We start from the raw sequence: 24,826 nt of genomic DNA on the forward strand, positions 1-24,826 counted from the left end.
GCACTTAATCCGAATAATGCTGAACCATATTCAGGGCATAGGATACACCCGCCACATTCCAGGCCTGCGAAATGGCTCCACGCCCGCTATGCGGCGGATCGCCATCATACATTTCCGAAATATTACCGATACAGTTTTCAGTCATTTCTGTTTCAAAACTTTCCATTATTTGTTTTACAAAGGGCAAGCCTCCGCGCTTGTGTATTTTCAGATAAGCTTCCACAAAAAACTGCAACAACCAGGGCCAAACAGCGCCCTGATGGACTGCAATCTCACGCTCTTCGGGTCCGCCGTTAATGATACCAAAGTAGCGCAAATGATCGGGCGACAAAGTACGCAGTCCTCTGTTGGTAAGCAGTTTTCGTTTCGCCACACTTAATACCTGCTTTTGTTGCTCTTTCGATAGCGGGGTGTAGTCCATGGCAACTGCAATTAGCATGTTGGGGCGAACGGCCCAATCCTGGTTTTCATCTTTCACCACATCAGCCAGGTAAGCATGCCCCTCGCTCCAAAACGTTTTAAGAAACGATTGTGCAACAGTTTTACACATGTGTTTCCACTCGTCGATAAACCCCTGATCTCCTGCCATATCTGCAAGATCGAGTGCAAAACAAATAGCATTAAACCACAAAGCGTTTACCTCAACAGCCATACCCGACCGGGGCAATACCGCTTTTCCGTTAATGCTTGAATTCATCCATGTAAGTGCTGTGTCTTTCTTTTCGGCATAAATTAACCCGTTGGGTAACATTTTTATGTATTCCAGGTTATTGTTTTTATAGGCATTAAGAATACGCTTAATGGCGGTGCCATATAATTTCCACAAAGCCTTTGGATTATTCTTTTTCTTAAAATACTGTTGAATCACCCAAATAAACCAAAGGGAAGTATCCGCCGAGTGGTATTCCAGGTTTTTGTCGTTTACCCGATCGGGGAAAAAACCATCGTTAAAATATTTTAGATAGGAGTCCAGAATCTTTTCGCAGAGTTTTGAGTCGTTAAAAGCCAGGCACAAACCGGGCAAAGCCACAAAGGTTTGGCGGGTTATGCTGTTGTACCATGGGAAACCGGCAACAATATCGGCAGTATAGCCCCGGTGCATTACAAACTGATGTGCTGCCTGCTCCAATACACTGTTAAACGTTTCTTTGTCGCCGCGTTTTTTTTGCTCCCTGGTAAAACGTTGTTTTAACGATACGGGGTTAGCTTCTTTAAGTCCGGCTGCAAAAACAATCGATTCGCCCTTTTTCATCGGAAACTCAAAGTATCCCGGAACAAAAAGATCTTCCAGGTAATCGTATCCCCGGTTTAATTCTTTCAGGTATTCAATATCATAATACCAGTCGGGTACAGCTACAAAATCAACCGTTTTGCTGCTTTGCATATACAAATCGGGGTAGCCTTTATACAAACAGGTTTTTATCCCGTTTTTTGCTTTACCAAATTTTCGGTTTGCATACATGTTTGCCTTACTCAGCTGGTGTATATTCCGAAAGGCCAAAAATGGTTTTAAGCGCAAGGTGGTTGGCGAAGTTGCTTCTTCAAGTGTGTATTTTATTAGAACCTGTTCTTCTTTTTCAACCAGCAAGCGTTCTTTTGTGAGCACTACCCCTCCAACCCGGTAGGTAATTTTAGGAATGGCATCAAACTCTACATTCCGTATGTATTTATGCCCTTTGGGTTCGTATGTTCCACCTTTATACCGATGAATTCCCAGATTGAACTCCGCTTCGTTTTGTATTACAGTTTCATCGAGCGAAGAAAGCAACACATGCTTTTCTCCTCCAAAATTGGCAATGGGGCACACCAATAGTCCGTGATATTTTCGGGTATTGCAGCCGTTTAGTGTGGTACTTAAATAAGAACCGGCCCTGTTTGAACGTAATATTTCTTTGAACAGCGAATATTCAAGATTTACCAGCTGTTCCTTATCAAATTGAAGGTAATGCATAACAGTAACGCTTTGGTAAATTGAGTATTGGTTCAGCAGCGACAATAAACTTTGCGTAGGAACAAAGTTACATGAATTAAGTCATATTTCTTAAATTGCTGCGCCTAAAATCCTCAATCTGTACATTAAAATATTCTTTTTCTAACTTTAAATTAAGATACGGGTGTCTTTTTCCCAAATCCTCTGTTTTTTTCTGAAAGCTAAGAAGAAATTTAGAATATTCCGGCGAATTTTTATTGATTGGCCGATGCTTTACAGCATTGCAAATTTTTAGCACTTCTCGTGCTGTTTCGGTACTTTCCGGGTCGATTAAAGCCTGCTCAAACCGTTCCCAGATATGCTTTACGGCTGCCCCGGAAAGGTGCAACATATCTTCGGCATAAAACCGATAATCGCGCAGTTCATCCATTACAATTTCGTACGAAGGAAAGTAAGCACAACGTTCGCTTCCAAAGTGTTGAATAAGTTGATCGACAGCCAGAAGAAGTATTGCCTTACTGCGCTGATTTTCAATAGCCCCATCTTTCCAATGGCGAATCGGGCTTACTGTAAACACGACTTTTACATCGGGATTTTGCTGCCAGATTTTGCCGAATAAACCAATATATTCATCAACAATTTGTTGTACCGATAGTCGTTCGCGCAGAAACTCGCGTGCAGGTATTTTGTGACAATTGGAAACCAACGCACCATTTTTTTTATACCGATAAATCCAGGCGGTACCAAAGGTGATAAATAAAAAGTTAGATTGTTTCAGATAAGCCGACGATGCTGCAATGCGATTGTTTATACCATCAACAGCCAGGTTTGCTTCGGCATGCGAAAAACGCCCGTGGTGATTAAAGCTGTGCCACAGCCCATTGTGTTGTACCAAATCGTCTGCTTCAAAGGTTCTTTCTTCCAACAACAGGTGCAAACCGCTCACCACCGACATGGGGTTGTACAGAATTCCAAACGGGTTGATATCAACCGAATATTTCAGCGCCTCCAGCTTCTCTCCAATGTTTTCGGTAAAACACGACCCCATTAGCAGGTTCTTCTTTTTGTATCCTGTTTTCCATGAAAACCCAGGTAAAGCAACCTCCGTTTGAAATTTTGTTTCGCCCATTTATTGCACTTTAGGGATATCTACCTTTTTTAACACTACGGCGGTTCGTGCCGGCAGATACAATTTTAGGTAATGCTGGCTGTCCATTCCTTTGCTGGGCATGGTGTAATAACTAATTTCTTCGTCAATCCGGTCGTGTCCTCCAAAGCGCCCCGAATCGGAGTTCAGCACTATTTTATATTTTCCGGCCCCGAGCGGAATGCCATAATCGGTAAACGATTGCGTTGGGTTGAAGTTAAATACAAACAAAAACAAGCCCCGGTGAAAAGCCAGCACTTTATCGGCTTTATTGTCGAAAACTTTGTCGACCGATGGTACGGTAAGAATCCTGTTTTGATTGATCAGCTGAATCATTTCCTTATCGAAATCGTACAGCCAATGAAACTTCAGTTGCTGATCTTCGGCAATACTCCAGATGCGACGTGCATGCGCATAGGACCAATTATTGCCTTCGCGCGGAAAATCAATCCATTCGGGATGCCCAAACTCATTACCCATAAAGTTAAGATAAGCCCCTCCGGCACTGCCAGCTGTTGCCAAACGAATCATTTTATGCAGGGCAATTCCACGCTCCACCGTAATATTGGGCTGATCTTTTCGCATGGAAAAATACATTTCTTTATCAATCAGTCTGAAAATTATTGTTTTATCGCCTACCAGTGCCTGGTCGTGTGATTCGGCATAACTCACCACTTTTTCATCCAAACGCTTCGAGGTAAGCTGGTAAAAAATGTCACCCACTTCCCATTCATCGTCAGATTTTTCTTTGATCATCTTAATCCAGAAATCAGGAACACCCATGGCCATCCGGTAGTCGAAACCCAGCCCGCCATCGTTAACAGATGCGGCCAACCCGGGCATTCCACTCATATCTTCGGCAATAGACAAAGCCCGGGGATTTATTTCCTTAATAAGTTTATTTGCCAATTTAAAATAGGTTGTGGCTTCGTGGTCTACATTGGCATTAAAATAGTCGTTGTAATTGGTAAAGGCAATTTCCAGTCCATGGTTAAAATAGAGCATACTTGTTACCCCGTCAAAACGAAATCCATCAAACTGATATTCGGTAAGCCAATAGCTGATATTGGACAAAAGAAAATGCAGCACTTCGTTTTTACCGTAATTAAAACAATAGCTATCCCATGCCGGATGCTCGCCTTTAGCTCCTTCGTGAAAAAACTGATAGCGGGTACCATCGTAGTTTCCAAGGCCCTCGAGTTCGTTTTTAACGGCATGCGAGTGCACCAAATCCATAATAACAGCTATACCCATGCCATGCGCCTCATCAATCAGCTGTTTGAGTTCGTCGGGGGTTCCAAAGCGCGATGACGCAGCAAAAAAGCTACTTATGTGATAACCAAAGCTACCATAATACGGATGCTCCGGTATAGCCATCAGCTGAATAGTGTTGTAGCCATTTGCTTTTATGCGTGGTAACATCTGCTCCCTGAATTCATTGTAGGTATGCACACGCTCTTCTTCGCCCGCCATTCCAACATGGCCTTCGTAAATAAGTGGCGGTTCATCGCTTCGCTGAAAGTCAGGATTTACCCATTGATAAGCCTTTTCCGGAGCCCAAACCTGTGCATTAAACATATGGGTTTTTTCATCCTGAACAACACGCCTGGCCCAGGCCGGAATGCGTTTGCCAAAATTTACGGCCCAGTGTACATTTAAAGCATAGAGGTCGCCATGCGCCAGCTGTTCATGTTCCAGATGAAGCTCCCAAACACCATGCTCGAGATGCACAAAAGAGTATGCCGCACTTTCTTCCCAGTTGTTAAAAGTACCTATTAAAAACAGGTGTGTGGCATTGGGTGCCCATTCGCGCATTACCCATCCGTTTTCGGTTTTATGCAAACCAAAATACAAATGTCCGGTGGCAAATTCCTCGAGTGTTTTTCCTCCGGTTAATTCGTTTTCTTTTCGGTCGGCCTGAATCATTCGGTCTGAAATAACTCCCGAAAAGGGTTCCAGCCATTTATCGTCTTGTACTAATTTGGGCAGGTATTTTTTCATAGGTTTGACTCCTTCCTTTTAATCTTTCCAAATCGGTATTCATTTCCCGATTTGTTTTTTTAAAGATAGAGATTCGGATGTGAAAATAGCCGCTATTGTAAGAAAATGCGGTGAGAATTTTTAAAATATAAAACTCCACGCAAATAAACCTGAGATTTTACATCACAAGAATGCGCATAAAAAAACCATGGCGGGGGACGCCATGGTTAGTAGTTGTTTAATAAATGCTGTTTAATTATAACTTAAAACGCCGCAAAATTAAACAAAAGACCTACCGAAAAAACCATATCCGAAAAAACTTTTTATGTTATAGAATTGTTTTGGGCATAACAAATATCAGATGTTTTGTCCCGGCTTTTTTATGTGCTCAGTGCAGTACTATTGATTTTGGTTATTTTTACCTGCAGTCAATAAGCTGAGATCAATAAAATGAGGATGAATTTAAACATACATTTCAGCGAATAAGTTAAATGCCTCGCTGATTCTGAAAATAAAAACGCTTGACGACATAGAATTAAAACCATGAAAAAAACCGGATTTACAACCACCGCCCTAAATGTACCCTTTGCCAAAGCCGACCCCCACAATGCTTTGCAAATGCCGCTTTACGAAGCTGTAGCTTACGAGTTCGACTCGGCAGAACAAATTGAGGCCAACTTCAGGGGTGAATATATTGCTCATGTATACTCCCGATCGTCGAGCCCAACGGTAGAGTATTTCGAGTTGAAACTAAAAGCACTTACCCAAAGCAGCGCTGTAATTGCTGTTAGCTCGGGTATGGCAGCCATTTCGAATACGCTGCTGGCCCTTACCAAAGCCGGCGATAATATTATTTCCGGCAACCGATTGTTCGGACATACTTTTGCTCTCTTTCAAAATACACTTTCTGAATTTGGACTGGAAACCCGTTTTAGTAAACTCTGTTCTGAATCAGAAATAGAAAAATTAATTGACAAAAATACCCGGGCCATTTATTTTGAAACGGTTACCAATCCTCAGCTGGATATTGCTGATATTGAAATGCTGTCGCGCGTAGCAAAAAAACACCAATTGTTATTAATTGCCGATAGTACTCTAACACCACCCAATGTTTTTAATGCCGGGGAGTTTGGAATTAATATCGAAGTGCTTTCTACTACCAAATACATTTCCGGAGGAGCAACTTCGTTTGGTGGCGCCATAATCGACCACGGAAATTACGACTGGAAACGCAACCCAAACCTATCGGCCTATACCGAAAAGTTTAAAGCCAACGCATTTGTTGCCAAAATAAGGAAAAACATTTACCGAAATACCGGCGGAAGCATGGCGCCCCAAACTGCCCGCTTTCAAATTCAGGGGCTCGACATATTGGAGCTTCGGGTAGAAAAATGCTTTCAGAACTGCCTGGCGCTGGGCAATTTTTTGAATGCACATCCTCAAGTTAAAAAAGTGAGCTACCCGGGATTGGAGACGGATGAGCGCTACCCTTTGGCACAAAAGTATTTTAACGGCATTCCGGGCACCATTATGAGTTTCGAGCTTGAATCGAAAACGGCCTGTTATGCTTTTATGAACAGGCTTCAAATCATTCGTCGGGCCACAAATCTTAACGACAACAAAACATTGATTATTCACCCCTACTCCACCATTTATGCCGAATTTACGGAAGAAGAACGCTCTGCAGCAGGTATTAACGATTGTATGCTACGCCTGTCGGTAGGTATTGAAAATGTAGGTGATGTAATTGCTGATATTGAGGCGGCCTTATCGTAACCATCCTGATTTTAACACTAAGACACTACGTTTTTTTCACCGCAAAGACGCTAAGGCGCTGGGATTTTCTCAACTGAGATATGGTTTAAATACTTCTGGAAATTTCTTTATCTGCCTGCTGCGATTTGCATAGTGCCTGTTTATTGTTTTTTATTCTTTGCGGCTTCGCGGTTTAATTCTTTTTTCACCGCAAAGACGCTAAGGCACAGAGGTATTTCACCATTAAAGCATTGCAGCATTCAGGCATTAAAGCATTGCCCCTTCTTTTTAGTAAGCCAACATTACGGTACCATTTTTAACCGTACCCAAACCATCGTTCAGTATCAGCACATAAATGTAGTTACCGGCCGGCAATCCACCCGATTTACCAATGGTAAGTATGTTTTCTGAGGTTCCCCACCACCAGGCATCTTCGTAAGTTCCCCAAACATCGAGGTTACCGTAATGTTCTTTTTCCCAAAGCTTCACACCGTTTCGGTTAAAGATCATCAGCTTCGCATTCGGGTATTTCTGTATACACAAGATCTGGAAGAAGTCGTGAACACCGTCATCGTTTGGCGAGAATCCGTCAGGAATAAACAACTCGCAGTTCAATTCGGTATCCAGGTATTCCGGATAACCATCGAGGTCGAGGTCGTCGTTACTGTAATCGCCATCGCCATTTAGGTCTTCGTTCACTGTTGGGTACTGGTCATCTTCATCGTTGGTATCGCGCCAGTCGCGTATTCCGTCGCCATCAAAGTCCTGAATTGGTGCATTGCTGCCCGTTTCGTTTCCGTAATCGGCCCATCCCGAATAAGTATCATAAGCATCATCCAATCCATCTCGGTCTTCATCAGAGTACCATCTTAATACATCGGCAATACCATTATTATCGTCATCGTGGCCTTCAATCATATCAAATACCCCGTCGTTATCCGAGTCGATATCGAGGTAGTCAGGCATCGAGTCGCCATCGGTATCTTCCGGAGTAAACGGATAGCCGCCATTTTCCGGATCGTAGGCATCGTCCCAACCGTTACCGTTACCATCGCGGCCCGTTGGAGGGATATAATTACCTTCGGCCTGTCCTTCAATGTTATCAGGAATACCGTCGTTATCCGAGTCAATATCGTAACTATCGGGTATGCCATCGTGGTCGGAGTCGATAGCGCGGTCGCCCTCAACAATATCAATAATACCATCGTTATCGTCGTCAATATCGTCGGTATCCGGAATTCCATCACAGTCGTTATCCGGTACGCGTGTAATGTAAACCCAGGCTGTATCGCACAACGACGGAATACCGTTGTCGCAAATCACATACTGGAAGCTGTCAATTCCGAAGAATCCTTCAAATGGGATGTATTCGAAGTTTCCGTTGGAATAAAGGGTAAGGGCGCCACTGTCAGGTGGTGTTACCGGCACCGGATTAACGCTTATGTCATCTCCATCCGGATCGGAATCATTTAGAATAACATTTCCAAATAAGTCGCCACAAGGTACTTCGTAATAATCATCAACCGCAATTGGCGGATTATTGGCCGGACGAACCATAATAAATACAATGGCCTGTCCACATTCGGGCTCACACGGTATACCATCGTCACAAATCTGGTAACGGAAAATATCCGGTCCTTCATAATCGAGGTCAGGTGTATAGGTTACCATACCGGTGTTATTATCAACAACCACCGAACCATGACTTGGCGCAATAACCACACCAAGCGATTCAAGGTTGATATTGGTTTTCAGATCGTAGTCGTTATTGGTCACCGGAATTTCAACCGGAACATTAACTGCGGTAACAGCCGAGTCGTTCACCACGTTTGGCGGCAGGTTGCCAAATACCTCGAATGTTGCCTCGCAAGTACTTGAATTGCCATTCACATCGTAGGCAGTTACCGTTATGGTGGTAATACCAATATTGTCGCAATCCAGTTCATAATCGTCGAGTAATACAGTGTCAATACCACACTCATCAGATACCGTGTCGGTAACCATATCCCAGCTCAATTCATATTTTCCGTACTCATCCAACTGAATGGTTTGTAACGGACGACACTCAATAAACGGATCAACCGGATCGATAACGGTAACAATAGCTTCGCAGGTATCGCGTAAACCATAATAATCGGTTACAATTAGTGTTACCAGGTTATCTCCAACATCAAAACAGTCGAACTCATCCGGCGTTATCTGATAGGTTTCAATTCCGCAGTTGTCAAACGAGCCGTTATCAATCATATCAGGGGTTATGGTAGCTATACCTGTATCATCAAGGTAAACCGTAATATTTTGACAAATGGCTGTTGGTGGAATGTTATCTCCAATAATTATATCGGCCACACAAACGCCTGAATTTCCGGCTTCATCTGTTACAACCACATTAACCTGCCGGCCTTCTTCCACATCCAAACAGGTGAAATCGCTTATGTCCACATCAATTATCAGATCTTCAGCTGCAGTACAATTATCTGATGATCCGTTGGCAATAGTTGCAATGTCAATTTCTGTCATAATGTAATTGCCTTCGTCATCGAGATAAACGGTTATGGAATTACACACCGGAACAGGAGGAATTGTATCGGTAAGGGTAATTACCTGCTGACAAGAATCAACATTTCCACAAAGGTCGGCAATGCTATAGTAGTTGGTAATTGTTGTACTACCTAAAGCATATTGTTTTTCACTACGGAAAGTGAATGAATTCGGATCTATTTCACAATTATCTGTTAGTACTCCTCCGGCCGCCTCAAACGCTTCAATAGTCGTAATATCATGCAGCACTTCTGACAGACACTCAATAGCGGTATCAGACGGGCAAATTATTACAGGTGGAGTAATATCGTTTATGGTAATGCTGTATGAACATTGCGCAATATTTCCACAAATATCTTCAATACTGTAGGTTCTTACAATAATTAACGGACAGGTAGTGCCATTTAAGCTATCTCCCACATGACGGAACGAACTTTCAAGCAACTCGTAATTATCTGTTGCTGTTCCACCTGCCGCTACAAAATCGGCAAGACTGGTAAATATCCGGGCGTTTACATCATCGAAACACTCAACTGATATATCTGCCGGACAGGTTAGCACCGGATTCGACTCGTCGCGTTTGAAAATGGTGTATGAACAGGTTTCCGACCAGTTACCGCACTCATCTGCAACAATGTAGGTATAGGTCATCTGGCCTTCGCAATCTGACACCAGCGAATCGAGACTTACCAATGTAAATGATGAAGAATCGATTTCGCAATTGTCGCTGGCAGAACCACCTCCACTAATAAATTCACTTAATACCACGTACGGATCAGGGTAAGCTGCGGTTGCATCGATGGTATCATCAGGCGGACAGAACAACAAGGGCTTTTCATCGTCAACCACAGTGATGGTATGTGTGGTTTCGCCACGGTTGCCACTCATATCGTAGATTTCGTAGGTATTGATATATCTTCTCGGGCAAACGCTATCGTAGGTAATCGACGAGATTAGTTTAAAGCTGCTGCTGTCAATCTCACAATTGTCGCTGAACCAACCGCGGAAGCTTAAGAATACCTCAATGGTTGTAATTTCAACCGGATCGCACACCAGTGTAGTATCCGGTATACCAATCAACGGCGGTATAGAATCGATTACTGTTATTTGCTGAATATAATCGGTGTAATTATCACACTCATCAGTAAAACGATAGGTACGGAAAACAATACCCGGACTAGCTGCCGAATCACCTTCATAAGTCATTACAAAGTCACCGCAATCGTCGTCAACCAAACCACCATCTGCCCTGAATTCGGCATAATCGGCATAAGGCCCCGGCATGTAACAATCGGCATTCAGGTCGTTTGGTGTAGCAAGTACCACCGGAGGAATGGTATCGTTTTTATAAATATACTGAGTTGCCTGTCTGTAGTTACCACACCCATCAGTTAATCGATAGGTTCGGGTATATGTGGTCGGACAGGTGCCAAACTGGTCAGTAACCATTAAAGTAAGTGTAAGGAATCGGTCCTGACAGTTATCATCGGCTATATCTCCGGCAGCCCGCACTTCGTAAATATCTTCGTAAACCCTTGGCAGCGGATCGTTACATCCCAGGGTAATTTCTTTAAATTCGAGATCTGGTCGAATGGTATCATCCACTTTAAACACCTGTATACAGCTGGTTTCTTCGCCATTTACATTGCGTATAAAGTAAGTAATGGTAATAGTTTTCGGACAGCTACCACTGCTGCTGATAGTGGAGCGGAACGATGACGGATCTAAGGCAACCGGATTACTGTAGGCCACACCTCCGGCAGCTTCAAAGGCTGCCAATGAAGTATAGCGTGGAACTTCAGGTTCACATTCGAAAGTATAGCCTGACAGATTCGGACATTCCAACACAAATTCAGCAGCCTGGTATACATATATAATTTGTGTACACTGCGTAGTATTACCGCAGAAATCTCCTACTTCATATGTTCTGGTAATTGTTTCCGGATCAGTACCTCCATCCGATACATCGCTAACGTGACGGAAACTAACCACCGCACAATTATCGCTGAAACTACCTCCCATTGCCAGGAATTCTGATGTATCGGCAGCCGGATCAGGAGCAAAACCATAGCCAACAGTTAAATCAGGAGGACAATTTAATACCGGATCTATCTGATCGTCAACAATTATCTGATGTGTTGCACTTAATGTATCGCCATCGAAATCCAATACGCGGTAGGTGCGAATTTCTTCGTAACAGTAGTTGACTCCAACATAAACTACAGTATCAACTGTGAAGGTACTGGTATCAATTCCGGCATTTGAGAATACCTCCACATCAGGATGCAGCGCAAGATAGGCCAGTAAGGAATCCAGCAATGGATAGCTAAACCGCTCCTCGTAACAAATTTCTGTTACAACCGGCGACATATACTTATCAAGCGGAACAGGTTCGGTTATGCTTACTGTTATGCTTGCAACACATTCGTTTGCATCGGTAACTGCTAAGGTATAGTCGCCTGCAGCCTGATTAAATAAATCTTCGTTTATTCCAATGGTGTCTCCTGCTTCGTTTGTCCAGGCGTAATCATAAGTTGGTGTTCCTCCGATAACCGAAACATCGATACTTCCGGTTGAATCGCCCATTACCAGCACATCGGTAACGGATACAAGGATAATCTCGAGCTCTTCCGGTTGCTCTATGGTAACAGTTAAAGTGGCTGAACAGCCAAGTGTATCGGAAAGTGCATCGGTAACTGTGACCGTATAAACACCAGCCGGCAGGTTAGTTAAATCCTCCGTGATTTCTCCATTGCTCCAGCTGTAAGTATAAGGTTCAATACCACCTGAAACTTCGATATCGATTGAGCCTGTGCTATCGCCATAACAAAGCACATTAACCGAATCAGCCATAATTACCGGATCGCTGATTACCACATGTAACCAGGCCGTATCCGGACATGCAGAGCCAGTACCTAGAACACGGAAGTCGTCACCTGTTTCGGTATAGGTTAAGCCGGTTCCATCTGTCCAGGTATATTCTACACAAGCATAAACCGTATCGTAAGTAACACCTCCATCAATTAATGTGGTGGTAAGAATAACAATGGAATCGCATCCCAAATCGGTTTTTAATGTAGCCTCGTATACATTTTCTACTGTGGTAGAAACAGTGTATCCATTCCAGTCATATTCCGGATCTCCAACACAAAGAACCGTATCCATACGTACTGTATCCGGTGGCAAAATGGTGACATTATAGGTCAACAAACTATCGCAATTGTAGAAATTCGGAATGGTATCAAAATAAATCCACGATTGGTCAGATGTAATCGTTACATTATTTATGGTAGTGTCAGGTGCTCCGTAACAAAGCGTTAAGTACAGCACCGAATCAGTTACCGGCAATACAGTCACTTCGTAATAGATTAAAGTATCACAACCCGACGGACCAGGTGCATTGTAGATATAAACACTATCCGTTTCATTCGATATACTTATTCCATACCAGTCGGCCACCGGATCGCCATAACAGATTGAATTGGTAAGGGTATCTTTCATGGCCGGCAGAATGGTAACATCGTAGGTTAACAGCGAATCACAACCATATTGGTTAGCACCAGGCAGTGTATCAAAATAAACCTGGCTGAAATCGGTTTGTATCCATACATTGTTCCAGGCAAATTCCGGACTACCTTCGCACAATATGGTGTCCAGCAAAGTATCGGTAAGCGGATGCGAAATAAGTGTTAACTCCAGTCGTAAGGAGTCGCAACCCTGCTGATAGTAGAGCGTATCGGTATAAATACTGTCACGGTCAGTCAGGATATTAATCGAATGCCAGGTGAAGGCCGGTTCGTTCTCACAAATCTCAATGGTATCCAGAATATAAGTTGGACGAAGTATTTCTACATCAAGATACACTATCGAATCGCAGCCATACTGATTGGTAAGTACATCGGTGTAAATACTGTCGGTATACGCATCTACCTGGTTAATGGTATTTACACCCCAGGCAAAGTCTGGCTCTCCTTCACAAATGGTAGTATCAATGGTTACCGTATCCGGATACACAATACTTACATTTAATGTCAGCACCGAGTCACATCCAAACTGATTGGCTCCAACCAGGGTATCCCGATAGGTACTGTCATTTAATGCATATACCATCAGATTATTCCATGCAAAAGCAGGCGTTTCGTAACACAGCATGGTATCAATTATCGTATCGGTAATTGGCAGAATTTCAACATTAAATATGAGTAGCGAATCGCAATTATATCGGTTATTCAGACGTGTTTCGTATTGATCGCTAAAGTTGGTTTGAATGGTATTACTATACCAGGCAAATGGTGCATCGCCTTCGCAGAGCGTTGTATCCAGATAAGTGGTGTCGGGTGGAATTACAAATACATTCAGCGTAACCAGCGAATCACAATTGAATTGATTCTGGAGCGTTACCTGGTAGCTGTCGTCGCGGGCTGAAGTAATGGTTTGTCCGTTCCAGATAAATGAAGGTGCTCCAACACATAAAACGGTATCCATTTCAAATGTACTAACCGGATTCGACTGCACGGTTAAGGTCAATATCGAGTCACAACCAACAGCATTAACAAGCGTTGCATTGTATACGCCATCGCGGTCGGTTAAAATCGTATTTCCATTCCAGTCGAAAGCTGGCTCATTCTCGCATACCTCAGTAAGCTCGTCGCTATAGGTCGGATAAAGAATACTTACTTCCATGGTAACAACGGAATCACAACCTTCGCTGGTTTTTAGGGTAGCCGTGTAAGTGCTGTCGTTGGTACTAACCAGGTCAAATCCATTCCATGGCACTGCCGGATCACCCAGACAAAGCGTCATGGTTTCGGTAGTATAACTTGGAGGAATAATAATAACATTCAGTGTCAGTAGTGAATCACAACCAAAACGATTGACCAAAACAGCTTCGTAGCTGCTATCCTGATCGGTTAGTACAGTATGTCCATTCCACGGATATGTTGGTGCTCCCTGACATAAAACAGTATCCAGAACAACGGTATCGGGTTCGTGTACTTCAACATACAAGGTTAACAGGGTATCACATCCTAAACCGATAATACCGGGGATGGTATCCTGATATTCACCGGCAGCTGTAACCGTATTTCCAATCCAGTTATATGGTAGTTCATCTGTACACAAACTCAGGTACATCGTATCTTCTTCCAATGGCTCGATAAACAAGTCAAGAACCCGAATAGTATCACAACCCACACCGATTTCTCCTGGAACTGTATCTACATACTGACCTCCTGCATCATAGAAATTGCCGTTCCAGTCGAAAGGTAGTTCGTTGGCACAGATGCTGGCGTAGATTGTGTCTTCTTCCATTGGCTCGATGTACAGATCCAACATTCTTATGGTATCACAGCCTACGCCGATTTCGCCCGGGATGGTGTCGATATATTGACCGGCGGCATCGTAGAAGTTGCCGTTCCAGGTGAATGGTAGCTCGTTGGCACACAGGCTTACGTAAATGGTATCTTCTTCCATTGGCTCAATAAACAGGTCGAGCATCCGGATGGTATCACAGCCTACACCAATCTCTCCCGGGATGGTATCGATATATTGACCGGCGGCATCGTAGAAGTTACCCAGCCAGTTGAATGGAAGTTCGTTGGCACATAAGCTTACGTAAATGGTATCTTCTTCCATTGGCTCGATAAACAGGTCGAGCATGCGGATGGTATCACAGCCTACGCCGATTTCGCCTGGGATGGTATCGATATATTGACCGGCGGCATCGTAGAAGTTGCCGTTCCAGGTGAATGGTAATTCGTTGGCACATAAGCTTACGTAAATGGTATCTTCTTCCATTGGCTCGATAAACAGGTCGAGCATCCGAATGGTATCACAGCCTACGCCAATTTCTCCCGGGATGGTATCAATGTATTGACCGGCGGCATCGTAGAAGTTACCCAGCCAGTTGAATGGCAATTCGTTGGCACACAGGCTTACGTATATGGTATCCTGAATAGGTGGCTCAATGCGCAGCTCTATGGAGTCGCTTGTGGTACAGGCATTGGCATCGATAACCGTATAAATCAACTGATAATTTCCGGCTGCTGCTCCACTAAAGATAACATCGGAAGAATCTGTTCTGTCGAGATAAACGGCTCCCGCACCTGTCCATAAGTGAGTCAGTTCTCCTGTTCCTCCGCTTGGATTACCGGCCAGCAAAATCACATCATTTTCACAGGCAATGGAATCATCAGCCGTAATGTCTGCGAGCAACTCTTCCAATGGCTCAAACACAAACTGGAGCGATTCGTCACAAGAGTCTTTATCGTTTACGGTTACCCAATAAATACCGGGCCCTACATTAGGCAGGTCTTCATCAGTAGAAAGAACATTTCCGAGCGTATCTGTCCAGAGGTAGGAATAAGGTTTACGCCCCCGTTCCACTGTCAGATAAATACTCCAGGTATCGCCGTAACATTGTGCAGTATCCACTACTGCTGATAGTCTGATATTTTTAATTTCATTGATATATACCTGATGGAAGGCCGTACAGCCCAGCGAGTCGGTTACCCAAACGGTATACAGCTGGTCGCCTGCCAGCGAATCCACATCCTCGGTAGTGGCAAATACATTTCCGGTGCTGTCGGTCCACTCAAATAAATAGTAAGGTGCATTGGCAAATGGTGTACCTCCGGAAACGTGCAAATCAATCTCTCCCGGTTTTTTGCCGCCACAGCGCACATCAATACTGTCGGCCGACAATACAATGGGTAATGGTTCGGTAATGTCTACTGTGTCGTAGGCTAAACAATTATTGGCATCGGTAATAATAACCGTGTGCTGGCCGGGCGCCAGGTTAACCGCCCAGGCAGAATCCATTGCCGGGTTGTTATCCCACTCGTAGGTAAACGGTGCTGTTCCGCCAAATACAGCCACATGGGCTGCGCCATTATCATATTCGTAACACTGTACATCTATTATGCTGTCGATAAGCGTATAAAGTGGTTCGGGTTCTACAATAATTACCGTATCGTTAACAAAACAGCCATTGGCATCGGTAACGGTTAGCAGGAAAGTATCGGCAGGAAGATTATACACTGAGTCGCCCGAGTAGGTTCCGGTGTTGTAACCGGCCCATTCAAATGACAAGGCTCCTGTTCCGCCGGTGGCCGACGATAATATAAAGCCATCAGTTCCGCCATAACAGCTGATGTGGTGAACACTATCGATATCAACCAGCAATTCCAGTGGTTCGTTAATGATAACTGTATCGCTGGCTGTACAATTATTAGCGTCGGTTACGGTAACCACATATTCTCCCGGGCCTAAATTTCGTACCCACGCTGAATCCTGCACCGGAATGGTATTCCATTCGATAAGGTAAGGTGCTGTTCCGCCAATTACAGCTACATGGGCTGCTCCCGAGCTATCGCCATAACAAAGAATATCAATAATGCTGTCGATATCGGCAATCAGCGGATCCGGTTCGGTAATCACTACCGTATCGTTAACCACACAACCGTTTACATCGGTAACGGTAAGCAGGAAGGTATCGGCAGGTAAATTAAACACCGAATCGCCGGTAGCTGTATAGCCCGAGAACCCGGTCCACTCGAAAGTAAGGGTATCGGTGCCACCGCTAGCCGAAGCAAAAATTAATCCGTCGGAACCACCGTAGCAACTAACATGTTTTATACTGTCGATATTCACCAGCAACTCGAGCGGTTCATCAATAATTACGGTATCGGCAGCGCTACAGTTATTGGCATCGGTAACGGTAACAATGTATTCGCCCGGCCCCAGGTTGTTTGCCCATACCGAATCCTGTACCGGTGTGGTATTCCATACGATAGCGTAAGGAGGTGTTCCGCCGCTTACTTCCACATGCGCTGCTCCCGATTCATCGCCATAACACAAAATACCGATTACGCTGTCGATTTCAGCCAGCATGGGTTCCGGTTCGGTCAGAATAACGGTATCGAATACCGTACACAAATTCTCGTCGGTAACGGTTAACAGGAAGGTATCAGCAGGCAGGTTGTATACGGTATCGCCGGTTGCTGTATAGCCCGAGTACCCTAGCCATTCAAAAGTAAGTGCCCCGGTTCCACCGCTGCCGTGTGCCCAGATAAAACCATCGCTGCCACCGTAACAACTGATGTCTTTGGTACTGTCGATGGCTACCAGTATTTCAGGAGGAGAAATAATCTCTACCGAATCAAAATCGGTACAGCCATTGGCATCGGTAACGGTCAGGTAGTACATGCCTGCCCCCAGGTCGCCAATGCTGTCGCTTGTTGCGCTTAAGCCATTGGGGCCTGTCCAGCTAAAATTATAAGGTGCAATACCATCGGTAATGTTTGCTTTAATAGCAGCCGAGCTGTCGCCATAACACAAGAGGTCGGTAACTACAAAGGCAATATCCGGATTACTGAATAAGTATTCTACCGTATCGATAGCAGGTTCGCAGGTGATGTTATCGGCCAAACCATACGCCGTGATAATAAGTTGTACACTACCCGCCAGGGAGTCAGTTGGGCCAAGGTAGTAGGTGGGATGCAAAGCTGTTGAATCGCTAAAGGTACCGTCGCCGGTGCTGGTCCAGAACAAGGAGCTGTGGTTCCAGGCTGTATCAGCCGTCAGCACAATATCTTCCATTGAACAAACCACCTGATCGGGGCCGGCCATGGCGCCCGGTGTAGGAAATACTTTTACCCGACCAACTTCAAAGGTATCGCAACCGTGTACCGACCAGTGCAATACCCAAACATCAAATTCGCCTTCATCGTCCCAAAGCTGATCGATCTCGCTTCCGTAGGTGGTATCGCCAACAGCAGGGCGGTCGAGGTCCATAAAGTCGAGGTAAGGTACTTCGCTGGCATACAAGCTGGAGTCGGGCAAACGGTAAATGTTCCACTCGTAGGTATCGCCTTCTTCCCCGTCGATGCGATAGGTACGGGTGGCTCCAACACATACCGAGTCGATGACATAGGTCTCCTGGGCAAGCACGTTGGCCGCCATCAGCAGGAAGATTACTATGTACATCAGTTTTTTCATTTATGTTTTGCTATTGTTCTATTGCGACTTTGCGGTTAATTTCCTTTTTTCACCGCTGAGACGCTAAGCTTTTGTCTATTGCTATTTGCGTATTGCCTATTCATTCCTTTTTCTACTTTGTGGCTTTGTGAAACTTTGTGGTTTATTATTTTTTAAACACAGAGTCCACGGAGTTCTCACAGAGAGCCACGGAGTTTTAATATCCGGTTTCAAGTTTCACTTCTTTATAAACCACCGGCAAAGGTTTCTGACGCTCCACCCTTATTCCGGCTTCCTTTAATTCATAGAACAGACATTCCTCGTAAGCACTTTCCAGTAACCCCGGACCAAGTGCCTTGTGCACCTCAATGGCACAGCCTATTATTTTTCCCGATATGTCGTTCTCTTTCATACTATTAAAATTGTTTGTTTTCAAAGGTATAGTATGGAACTCGCTGTATTTTATTTATACTCCTGGGTGTAATCTTTTTATATGCTCGTTTCATTTTTCTAATTTCTTATCTGTGGTTCTCCGTGCCTTCTTTGTGTATCTCTGTGGTTTATTTTCTTTTTAAACACAGAGTCCACGGCGTTTATTTGTTTCTAAATTACTTCTTTCTTCCTCCAATCGCTAATTGTCTTTTAGGTAAATCCGCGACTGGTCTGGTTTTGGGTAAATTAAAATACCCGTACTCGGTCGTTCATCTATTGCATATTCGTACGACTTACAAACACCATCATCAATTTTCAGTACCCAGAAGGTTGTTTCGCCCACCGGTAACGGATCGGTAATCGGGATGCTTATTTCCGGGCCAATCACATCGCCGTTCAGGTTATAGGTACTTGGCGTAACGGCATCGCCAATGGTGTAATGTATGGTATACGGACCAACACCCGAGAAAATAATTCGTACGGTTGTGGGTTCACCAATACACACCGAATCGGCCACCAGCTCAAAGTCGAGCTGTTTCTCCAATACCTCCAGCACATACATTTCAATATTATCGGTACAGGTAACTTCGTCCCACACATGTATGCGAACGTAATAAACACCCGGAGCCAAACCGGTAACTTTTACTGTACTTCCGGCATATTGTCCGTCGACGAAATACAGAGCCGGATCGAGTGTCGTTGTCGGATCGAGCACATCTGTTGGCGTTGGCGAACTGTTGTAAATGCCCCACACAAAATGTGTTTCCGGAATTTCCGGACGGCTGACCACACTGAATTCCATAGTATCGCACTCCTCGATGGTGATTTGTGCAGCCGCATTGGCCACAGCAAGCACCGCCAGCACTATTGCCAGGGTAAAGTGGATGATATGTTTTTTCAGTTGTACCATTGTTATTTGGCTGAAATCCTCAGGCCGTAAACTTTATTCTTTTATTTGTTTGTCTTTTTTTGGTAATTGTTAAACTGTTAAATTGTCAAATTGATAAATTGTCTTTTTTTCACCGCTGAGACGCTAAGTTTCTTCTCCATTTAAGCATTTAATCATTAACGCATTTCAGCATTGTATCATTCACGCATTCACGAACTTCTTTTTTTCACCGCTGAGACGCTAAGTTTTCTTCTTCTTTTCAGCATTTTAGCATTCACATTCATTCCTCCACGCGCTACCCCTAACTCCTACAGGGGAAAGTCTGCGCTTCATCCTTCTGCAATCATCAATCGTTAATCATTATTCTTTAATCTTTTCTGTTCTTCAACAAAAACTCTATCATTCATTTTTTTTAAAGCTTTCATAAAATCCTTATCATTCAGTATTGTCAATTGATATTTCGCTATTTCAGCCAATTTCTCAAACCTTTTCTGTTTAGCAATATTTTCTTTTATCATTTGCGCATTCAATGTCTCCAGATTCGACAGTATCGCCAATTCATTGATACTGGCGATGTCTCGAATATTCATTGATTTTTTAGCCAATTCAGGATTCGCAATACGCCAATCTTTTGCGGTACAATTAAACAGTGCCACATTCAATAAATCAGCTTCTTCGGCATAAAGTATCCACTGTTTATCTTTCTCGTAATTTCTTTCCGGCAGAATATAGTTCTTTACAGCATCCGTATGAATATGATAGTTTGTTTTACTCAATATTCGTTTTACATTCCATTCCAAATTGTATTGATTTGTTTCAATTTCTTTTAAACGCTGGTATTCAGTAATCAAATACAACTTAAAGGTTGGACTCAACCATGATGCAAATTCAAAAGCAATATCCTTGTGTGCATACGTACCTCCGTATCTTCCCGACTTTGAAACAATTCCAACGGCGTTAGTGGCCAAAATCCATTTTTTTGGTGTTAACGCAAAACTATTTGAACCAGACTCTATTCTAAACCCATCGAATTCGATGGAATTAAACTCCGGGTTATTCAGGCCTTCCCATAAACCCAAAAACTCCACAGTACTCCTGGTTCGCATCCAGTTTTGAATAATGTAATCACTTCTTTCTGAGTCGCGATATTTTGCCATATCCGTCAACGAAATATATTCTTCCTCATTTTGTTTATAAAGGACAATTTCTAATTCGTTTACACTCAGTTTCGATTTTTCCATTCTGTAATTATTAATCTTAAATCATGCTTCGTTTTGGTATAACTTTTTTAAACACGAAGACTCGAAGACACTAAGTTTCTTCTCCATTTAAGCATTTAATCATTCACGCATTAAAGCATTGCTCCCTTCCAATCCTGACTTTTCCTCCTGCAAGCGTCCATTTTCGAGTTTGTCCCGATCCTTCGGGATGCAGTTCGTGCGGAATGTCTTTGTTGGATTTGGTGCATTAACCGCTGCGTTCTCTGTGTCTTCTCCACGTTCTCTGTGGTTTAATATTTCTTTAACCACGGAGTTCACTGAGAATCCACAGAGGGGCACAGAGGTTTTTTGATTAAGCGTGACAAGCCCGTAGCCCATAGCAAACCGAGTTGCCGGTGCACGGCCACGAGGCCCGTCGCGCATTTTTAGCAAGTGCTTCGCCACAGGCGGTGCATTGCTTTTTCCTATTTGTAAATATTCGTTCACATTGTTGTTTATTTTAAATTTCTTCTTTGCGACTCCCGATGCCTCGATCGGGATTAGTTCAACTAACAATTTCCGGTTCGTTAACACTCCCGAAATTCGAGTTTCACTAAATCTGTGCCTTCTTTGTGTTCGCTGTAGTTTAATTCTTTTTAAACACAACTTGTCCCGATTCTTCGGGAGAGATCACTGAGGTCTGCACAGAGGACCACTGAGCTTTTTTTGCTCTAATTCTAATATTCTAAGCTTCCAATCTTCCTCATAACCTTTAGTCCTTACTAAAGCCGCCCGCTCCGCAGCCACCCGTAAGCAGCTGCGAAACGCGACAAGCCAGTATCTTTAGGTTATGAAAAAGCAAAATTCATAACTGTTAGTTATTATCACCAATGTTAGGATTGGTTGGAGCACTAACTCCATCAGGGTTATCACCAGTGTTCATTTCAAATGGTTCAGGAGTAGTTCCTGTACTTGATATTACTTGAGGTCTTGGTGTTACTGTATAATCCATTACATCGTTCGCAAATAAGTCTGGATCACAATCTGGATCTCCAGCAGGTAAGTTATCATTATCCTCTCCAAGATCTGCAAGAGTTTGATTAGCAAAATCAAACTGATCAGTTTGTGGAGATGCAGCAGTCTCATTTGGATCAAACATAACACCATCAACAGCAAACGACAGAGTTACATCCGCTTCAGCATTCTCAACCTGTGTTCCCCAATCCAATTTTACTCTAACAATAATGCATTCTCCACCGGCTCCTGATGCTATACCATCACCAACCGCATTTACGAGGGCTCCTGTACCATCAACTCCTCCTGCGATAACTGGATCATCACTTGTCCAATCAACACCAGAACCAAAACTTACATTATGCCATGTTTGTGAACCAGTCATAGCATTAGCAGTATAAGCAAAATCATCATTCTGATATGCCCACGAAACCTCATCAATATAGGACACAGACCCTGCTGTACCACCATAGTCATGAGAGATTTGAAATCTTGGCAACCAAGAATCAACAAAGTTTGCAGCGTTTACAACAAAGAACACCCAGTTTTCACCATAATCAACAGTTAAAGTTCCGTTACCAGGAGTATTATCTGCTGATGTATATTCGGCACTCTCAATAGGAGAAACACACTCTGTTGCAGCAGTGCTTCCATCTGTTGGAGATCCAATACTATCTCCAGAAGAACTTAGCGCTGCTAAATCAAGTGTAAAAAGAAACTCTGGAACAATTCGATAAACCTCAATATTATTGGTACATCCCGCATTATCATTTACAATCGCAACAAGTAAAACTTCTTGTGGTTGGTAACCATCAAATGATTTCCATGCGATATCGATTGAATGTTCTTGAGTTGTGCTTCCTGTTACAAAACTAACACCTGAATTATCTCCAGAGGTTGGGGCTACATTATAATCCGTATTACCGCCACCTCCAACTTGTCCGACTCTAAGAATATAAGGTCCTGTTCCATCTCCTGGATCAACATATGGTCCTCCAGCAGCAATTGGAGTCGCCGGATATGTCGCCTCAGTTAGATCCATTACATTCCCATTATACTCAATAATACTATCAATTGGAGGTCCAGCCTGTTCAAGGAAATAATTGTTCATAACATACCAACGAACATCATCATCGTCAGAAGTTGTTCTTACAGTATAAGTATAAGTCTCACCTGGTAAGGGATTTAATTCCCCAGTTGCATTTAGACAGCTCAACGTTTTTGCAGATATGCAAGTAGGATTCTCTGGAAAATCAATGTAGTCGCCATTTGCATCTACGTTTGGATTTGTAGCCTGTCCAAACGCAACTGATGTCCCAGCTAATAAAGCTGCGACAAAAAACGTTAGAAATAAAATTTGCTTTTTCATAATTAAAAATTTTAATGTTTAGTGTTCTTTGGTTTATATCAGGTGAATTGTGGTGTGCCATGTATACCCCCTCCCACCGACGCTCGCATAGCTCGGTCGGCGTACTCCCCCTCACGAGGGGGAGAATTGTGGCCGGTGGTTCTCAGGCTCCCGGCAATTCTCCTGTCAATAAACTTCAGAACGTAATTCACTTTTTTTTGAATCGACTGTTTTTTCTTTTTCAGTCCATTCGGTTTTACTTAGTTGTTTTCGCTCTCTTTTACTTCGTTTCCCTGCCAAGCAGGGCTTTCAGCAAAAAAGAAACTTCTCAAAATGTCAAATCGTTAGGGGCTCATTAACATCATACAACCAAAAGGTTCGGTTCGCTAAATCAAGGGGGCATGCCACAGGTGGCACTTCCCCTGATTTCCTACATACAGATGGTTGGCTAAGAGAACGTGGCGCTTATTTGTTGTATCGTCAAAAATACTTGTTGTTGTAGAGAAAATAAACACCACTTTTCTCTTTAGCCGCAGGCAACTGCTCGTCGCTATAGGCGGGAAACCAGTCGCCCTACAGAACCATACTTTCCACCTACTCCATTCAGCAGAAAGATTTCAACTCCTTAGTCATGTTTCATAGGCACTCGTTTTATTGATGTTAGCTACTAACCCATTGCCCCCTGCCCCGATAAATCGGGACATCTCCCCCAGGGGGGAGAACTTTTCGCATTTCAATGCGTGTTTTGAAATCAGGAAGAACGGGAATAATTTATAATCTCCTGTGCCCATTTCTATTAACCAAGAAAGATGGGCGTTTTTATTTGTTGTTTGGCCCCTGTAGCGGAGCGAGTTATCCATTTTTATTGTTAATAAAGAAGCGGTATGTCCTGTACCCACCGGCGCAAATTTCCCCTCCATAAAATTAATTCTTCCGCTTTGTTTCCCCCATTTGGGGGAAATGTCGGCGTAAGGATTGAGCACTGGCTGACAAAGGGGGTTTAACAGGGGGGTACCGCGTTTACAGCGGTGGGGTGGTATACTGGACGCACTTACAACCACCTCCCACAGCTTCGCTGCGTACTCCTCCTCAGAGGAGGAGAAATGTCCGTATTCCAATTCAGCTTCCATTATAGAAAAGTTATATCCTGTACCCCCGAATTCCGCCAGGCCTTCTTCGAAGTCTCCGGCTCCATTCGTCCCCCTATCCGTAGGGGGACAGTTGAGGCCGCTAACTCCGCTGAGCGGAATGCGGTTGAAACGGGGGGTCAAGCTATTTCGGTTTTCTTCCTCAGTTTCCACGCGATACAATCCGGTAGCAGTGAAAGTATATTCAATAAATGCAGAATTTTTGTACCCCCCGAATTCCGCCAGGCCTTCTTCGAAGTCTCCGGCTCCATTCGTCCCCCTACCCGTAGGGGGACAGTTGAGGCCGCTAACTCCGCTGAGCGGAGTGCGGTTGAAACGGGGGGTTAAGCTCCCCCGAATTCCTGTTCTCATTCCAAACGAAGTAAAGAAGCTGGCGCTGCTCTGCTCTGCTGTTAAAGCTCGCTCCACGTTTCCTCGCCGGGATGACAAGTGATGCATTATTTGTATATTATTTATCCTACTCATTT

The 24,826-nt window shown here is 43.7% G+C and carries 11 protein-coding genes; 1 reads left to right on the forward strand and 10 read right to left on the reverse strand.

The genetic code is table 11. The features are described 5' to 3' along the window. Nucleotides 1–4: 4 nt before the first annotated feature. The 3 genes from QZ574_RS00395 to QZ574_RS00405 all read right to left on the reverse strand — a co-directional run bounded on the left by QZ574_RS00395 (nt 5) and on the right by QZ574_RS00405 (nt 5,078). Nucleotides 5–1,951: an amylo-alpha-1,6-glucosidase gene (locus tag QZ574_RS00395; RefSeq protein ID WP_297085565.1), complete on the reverse strand. Its 1,947-nt coding sequence runs from the start codon at nt 1,949–1,951 to the stop codon at nt 5–7. Between the two features lie 76 nt (nt 1,952–2,027). After that, a complete protein-coding gene (locus QZ574_RS00400) occupies nt 2,028–3,059 on the reverse strand; it encodes a GSCFA domain-containing protein (RefSeq protein ID WP_297085566.1) in 1,032 nt (343 codons plus the stop codon). Further along, nucleotides 3,060–5,078, reverse strand: a complete 2,019-nt coding sequence (locus QZ574_RS00405; protein ID WP_297085568.1) for an alpha amylase C-terminal domain-containing protein — start codon at nt 5,076–5,078, stop codon at nt 3,060–3,062. It abuts the gene before it with no gap. A 522-nt stretch (nt 5,079–5,600) separates the two neighbouring features. Here QZ574_RS00405 and QZ574_RS00410 point away from each other — a divergent pair. Beyond that, nucleotides 5,601–6,833, forward strand: coding sequence for a PLP-dependent transferase (locus QZ574_RS00410; RefSeq protein ID WP_297085570.1), 1,233 nt, complete (start codon nt 5,601–5,603; stop codon nt 6,831–6,833). A gap of 267 nt (nt 6,834–7,100) precedes the next feature. On the opposite strand, the gene QZ574_RS00415 is transcribed toward QZ574_RS00410, so the two are convergent. The 7 genes from QZ574_RS00415 to QZ574_RS00445 all read right to left on the reverse strand — a co-directional run bounded on the left by QZ574_RS00415 (nt 7,101) and on the right by QZ574_RS00445 (nt 24,824). Further along, nucleotides 7,101–18,338 carry an Ig-like domain-containing protein gene (locus tag QZ574_RS00415; RefSeq protein ID WP_297085572.1) on the reverse strand — a complete coding sequence of 3,746 codons (11,238 nt, stop codon included), beginning with the start codon at nt 18,336–18,338 and terminating at the stop codon, nt 7,101–7,103. Between the two features lie 208 nt (nt 18,339–18,546). Then, entirely contained in the window at nt 18,547–18,741 is a 195-nt protein-coding gene (locus tag QZ574_RS00420; RefSeq protein ID WP_297085574.1) for a GxxExxY protein, read from the reverse strand. A gap of 219 nt (nt 18,742–18,960) precedes the next feature. Beyond that, nucleotides 18,961–19,671: a hypothetical protein gene (locus QZ574_RS00425; protein ID WP_297085576.1), complete on the reverse strand. Its 711-nt coding sequence runs from the start codon at nt 19,669–19,671 to the stop codon at nt 18,961–18,963. A 332-nt stretch (nt 19,672–20,003) separates the two neighbouring features. Next, nucleotides 20,004–20,891 (reverse strand): KilA-N domain-containing protein, encoded by an 888-nt coding sequence (locus tag QZ574_RS00430; protein WP_297085578.1) that lies wholly within the window; start codon nt 20,889–20,891, stop codon nt 20,004–20,006. A 99-nt stretch (nt 20,892–20,990) separates the two neighbouring features. Next, complete coding sequence (locus QZ574_RS00435) at nt 20,991–21,425, reverse strand: hypothetical protein (RefSeq protein WP_297085580.1); 435 nt, start codon at nt 21,423–21,425, stop codon at nt 20,991–20,993. Nucleotides 21,426–21,723: 298 nt separating this feature from the next. Continuing rightward, entirely contained in the window at nt 21,724–23,232 is a 1,509-nt protein-coding gene (locus QZ574_RS00440) for a hypothetical protein (protein ID WP_297085582.1), read from the reverse strand. Nucleotides 23,233–23,840: 608 nt separating this feature from the next. Beyond that, the gene (locus tag QZ574_RS00445; RefSeq protein ID WP_297085583.1) at nt 23,841–24,824 is read right to left on the reverse strand and encodes a hypothetical protein; all 984 of its coding nucleotides are present in this window, start codon (nt 24,822–24,824) and stop codon (nt 23,841–23,843) included. Between the last annotated feature and the right edge of the window lie 2 nt (nt 24,825–24,826).

This window comes from uncultured Draconibacterium sp. (assembly GCF_913063105.1).
In the GTDB taxonomy this organism is placed as follows: domain Bacteria; phylum Bacteroidota; class Bacteroidia; order Bacteroidales; family Prolixibacteraceae; genus Draconibacterium.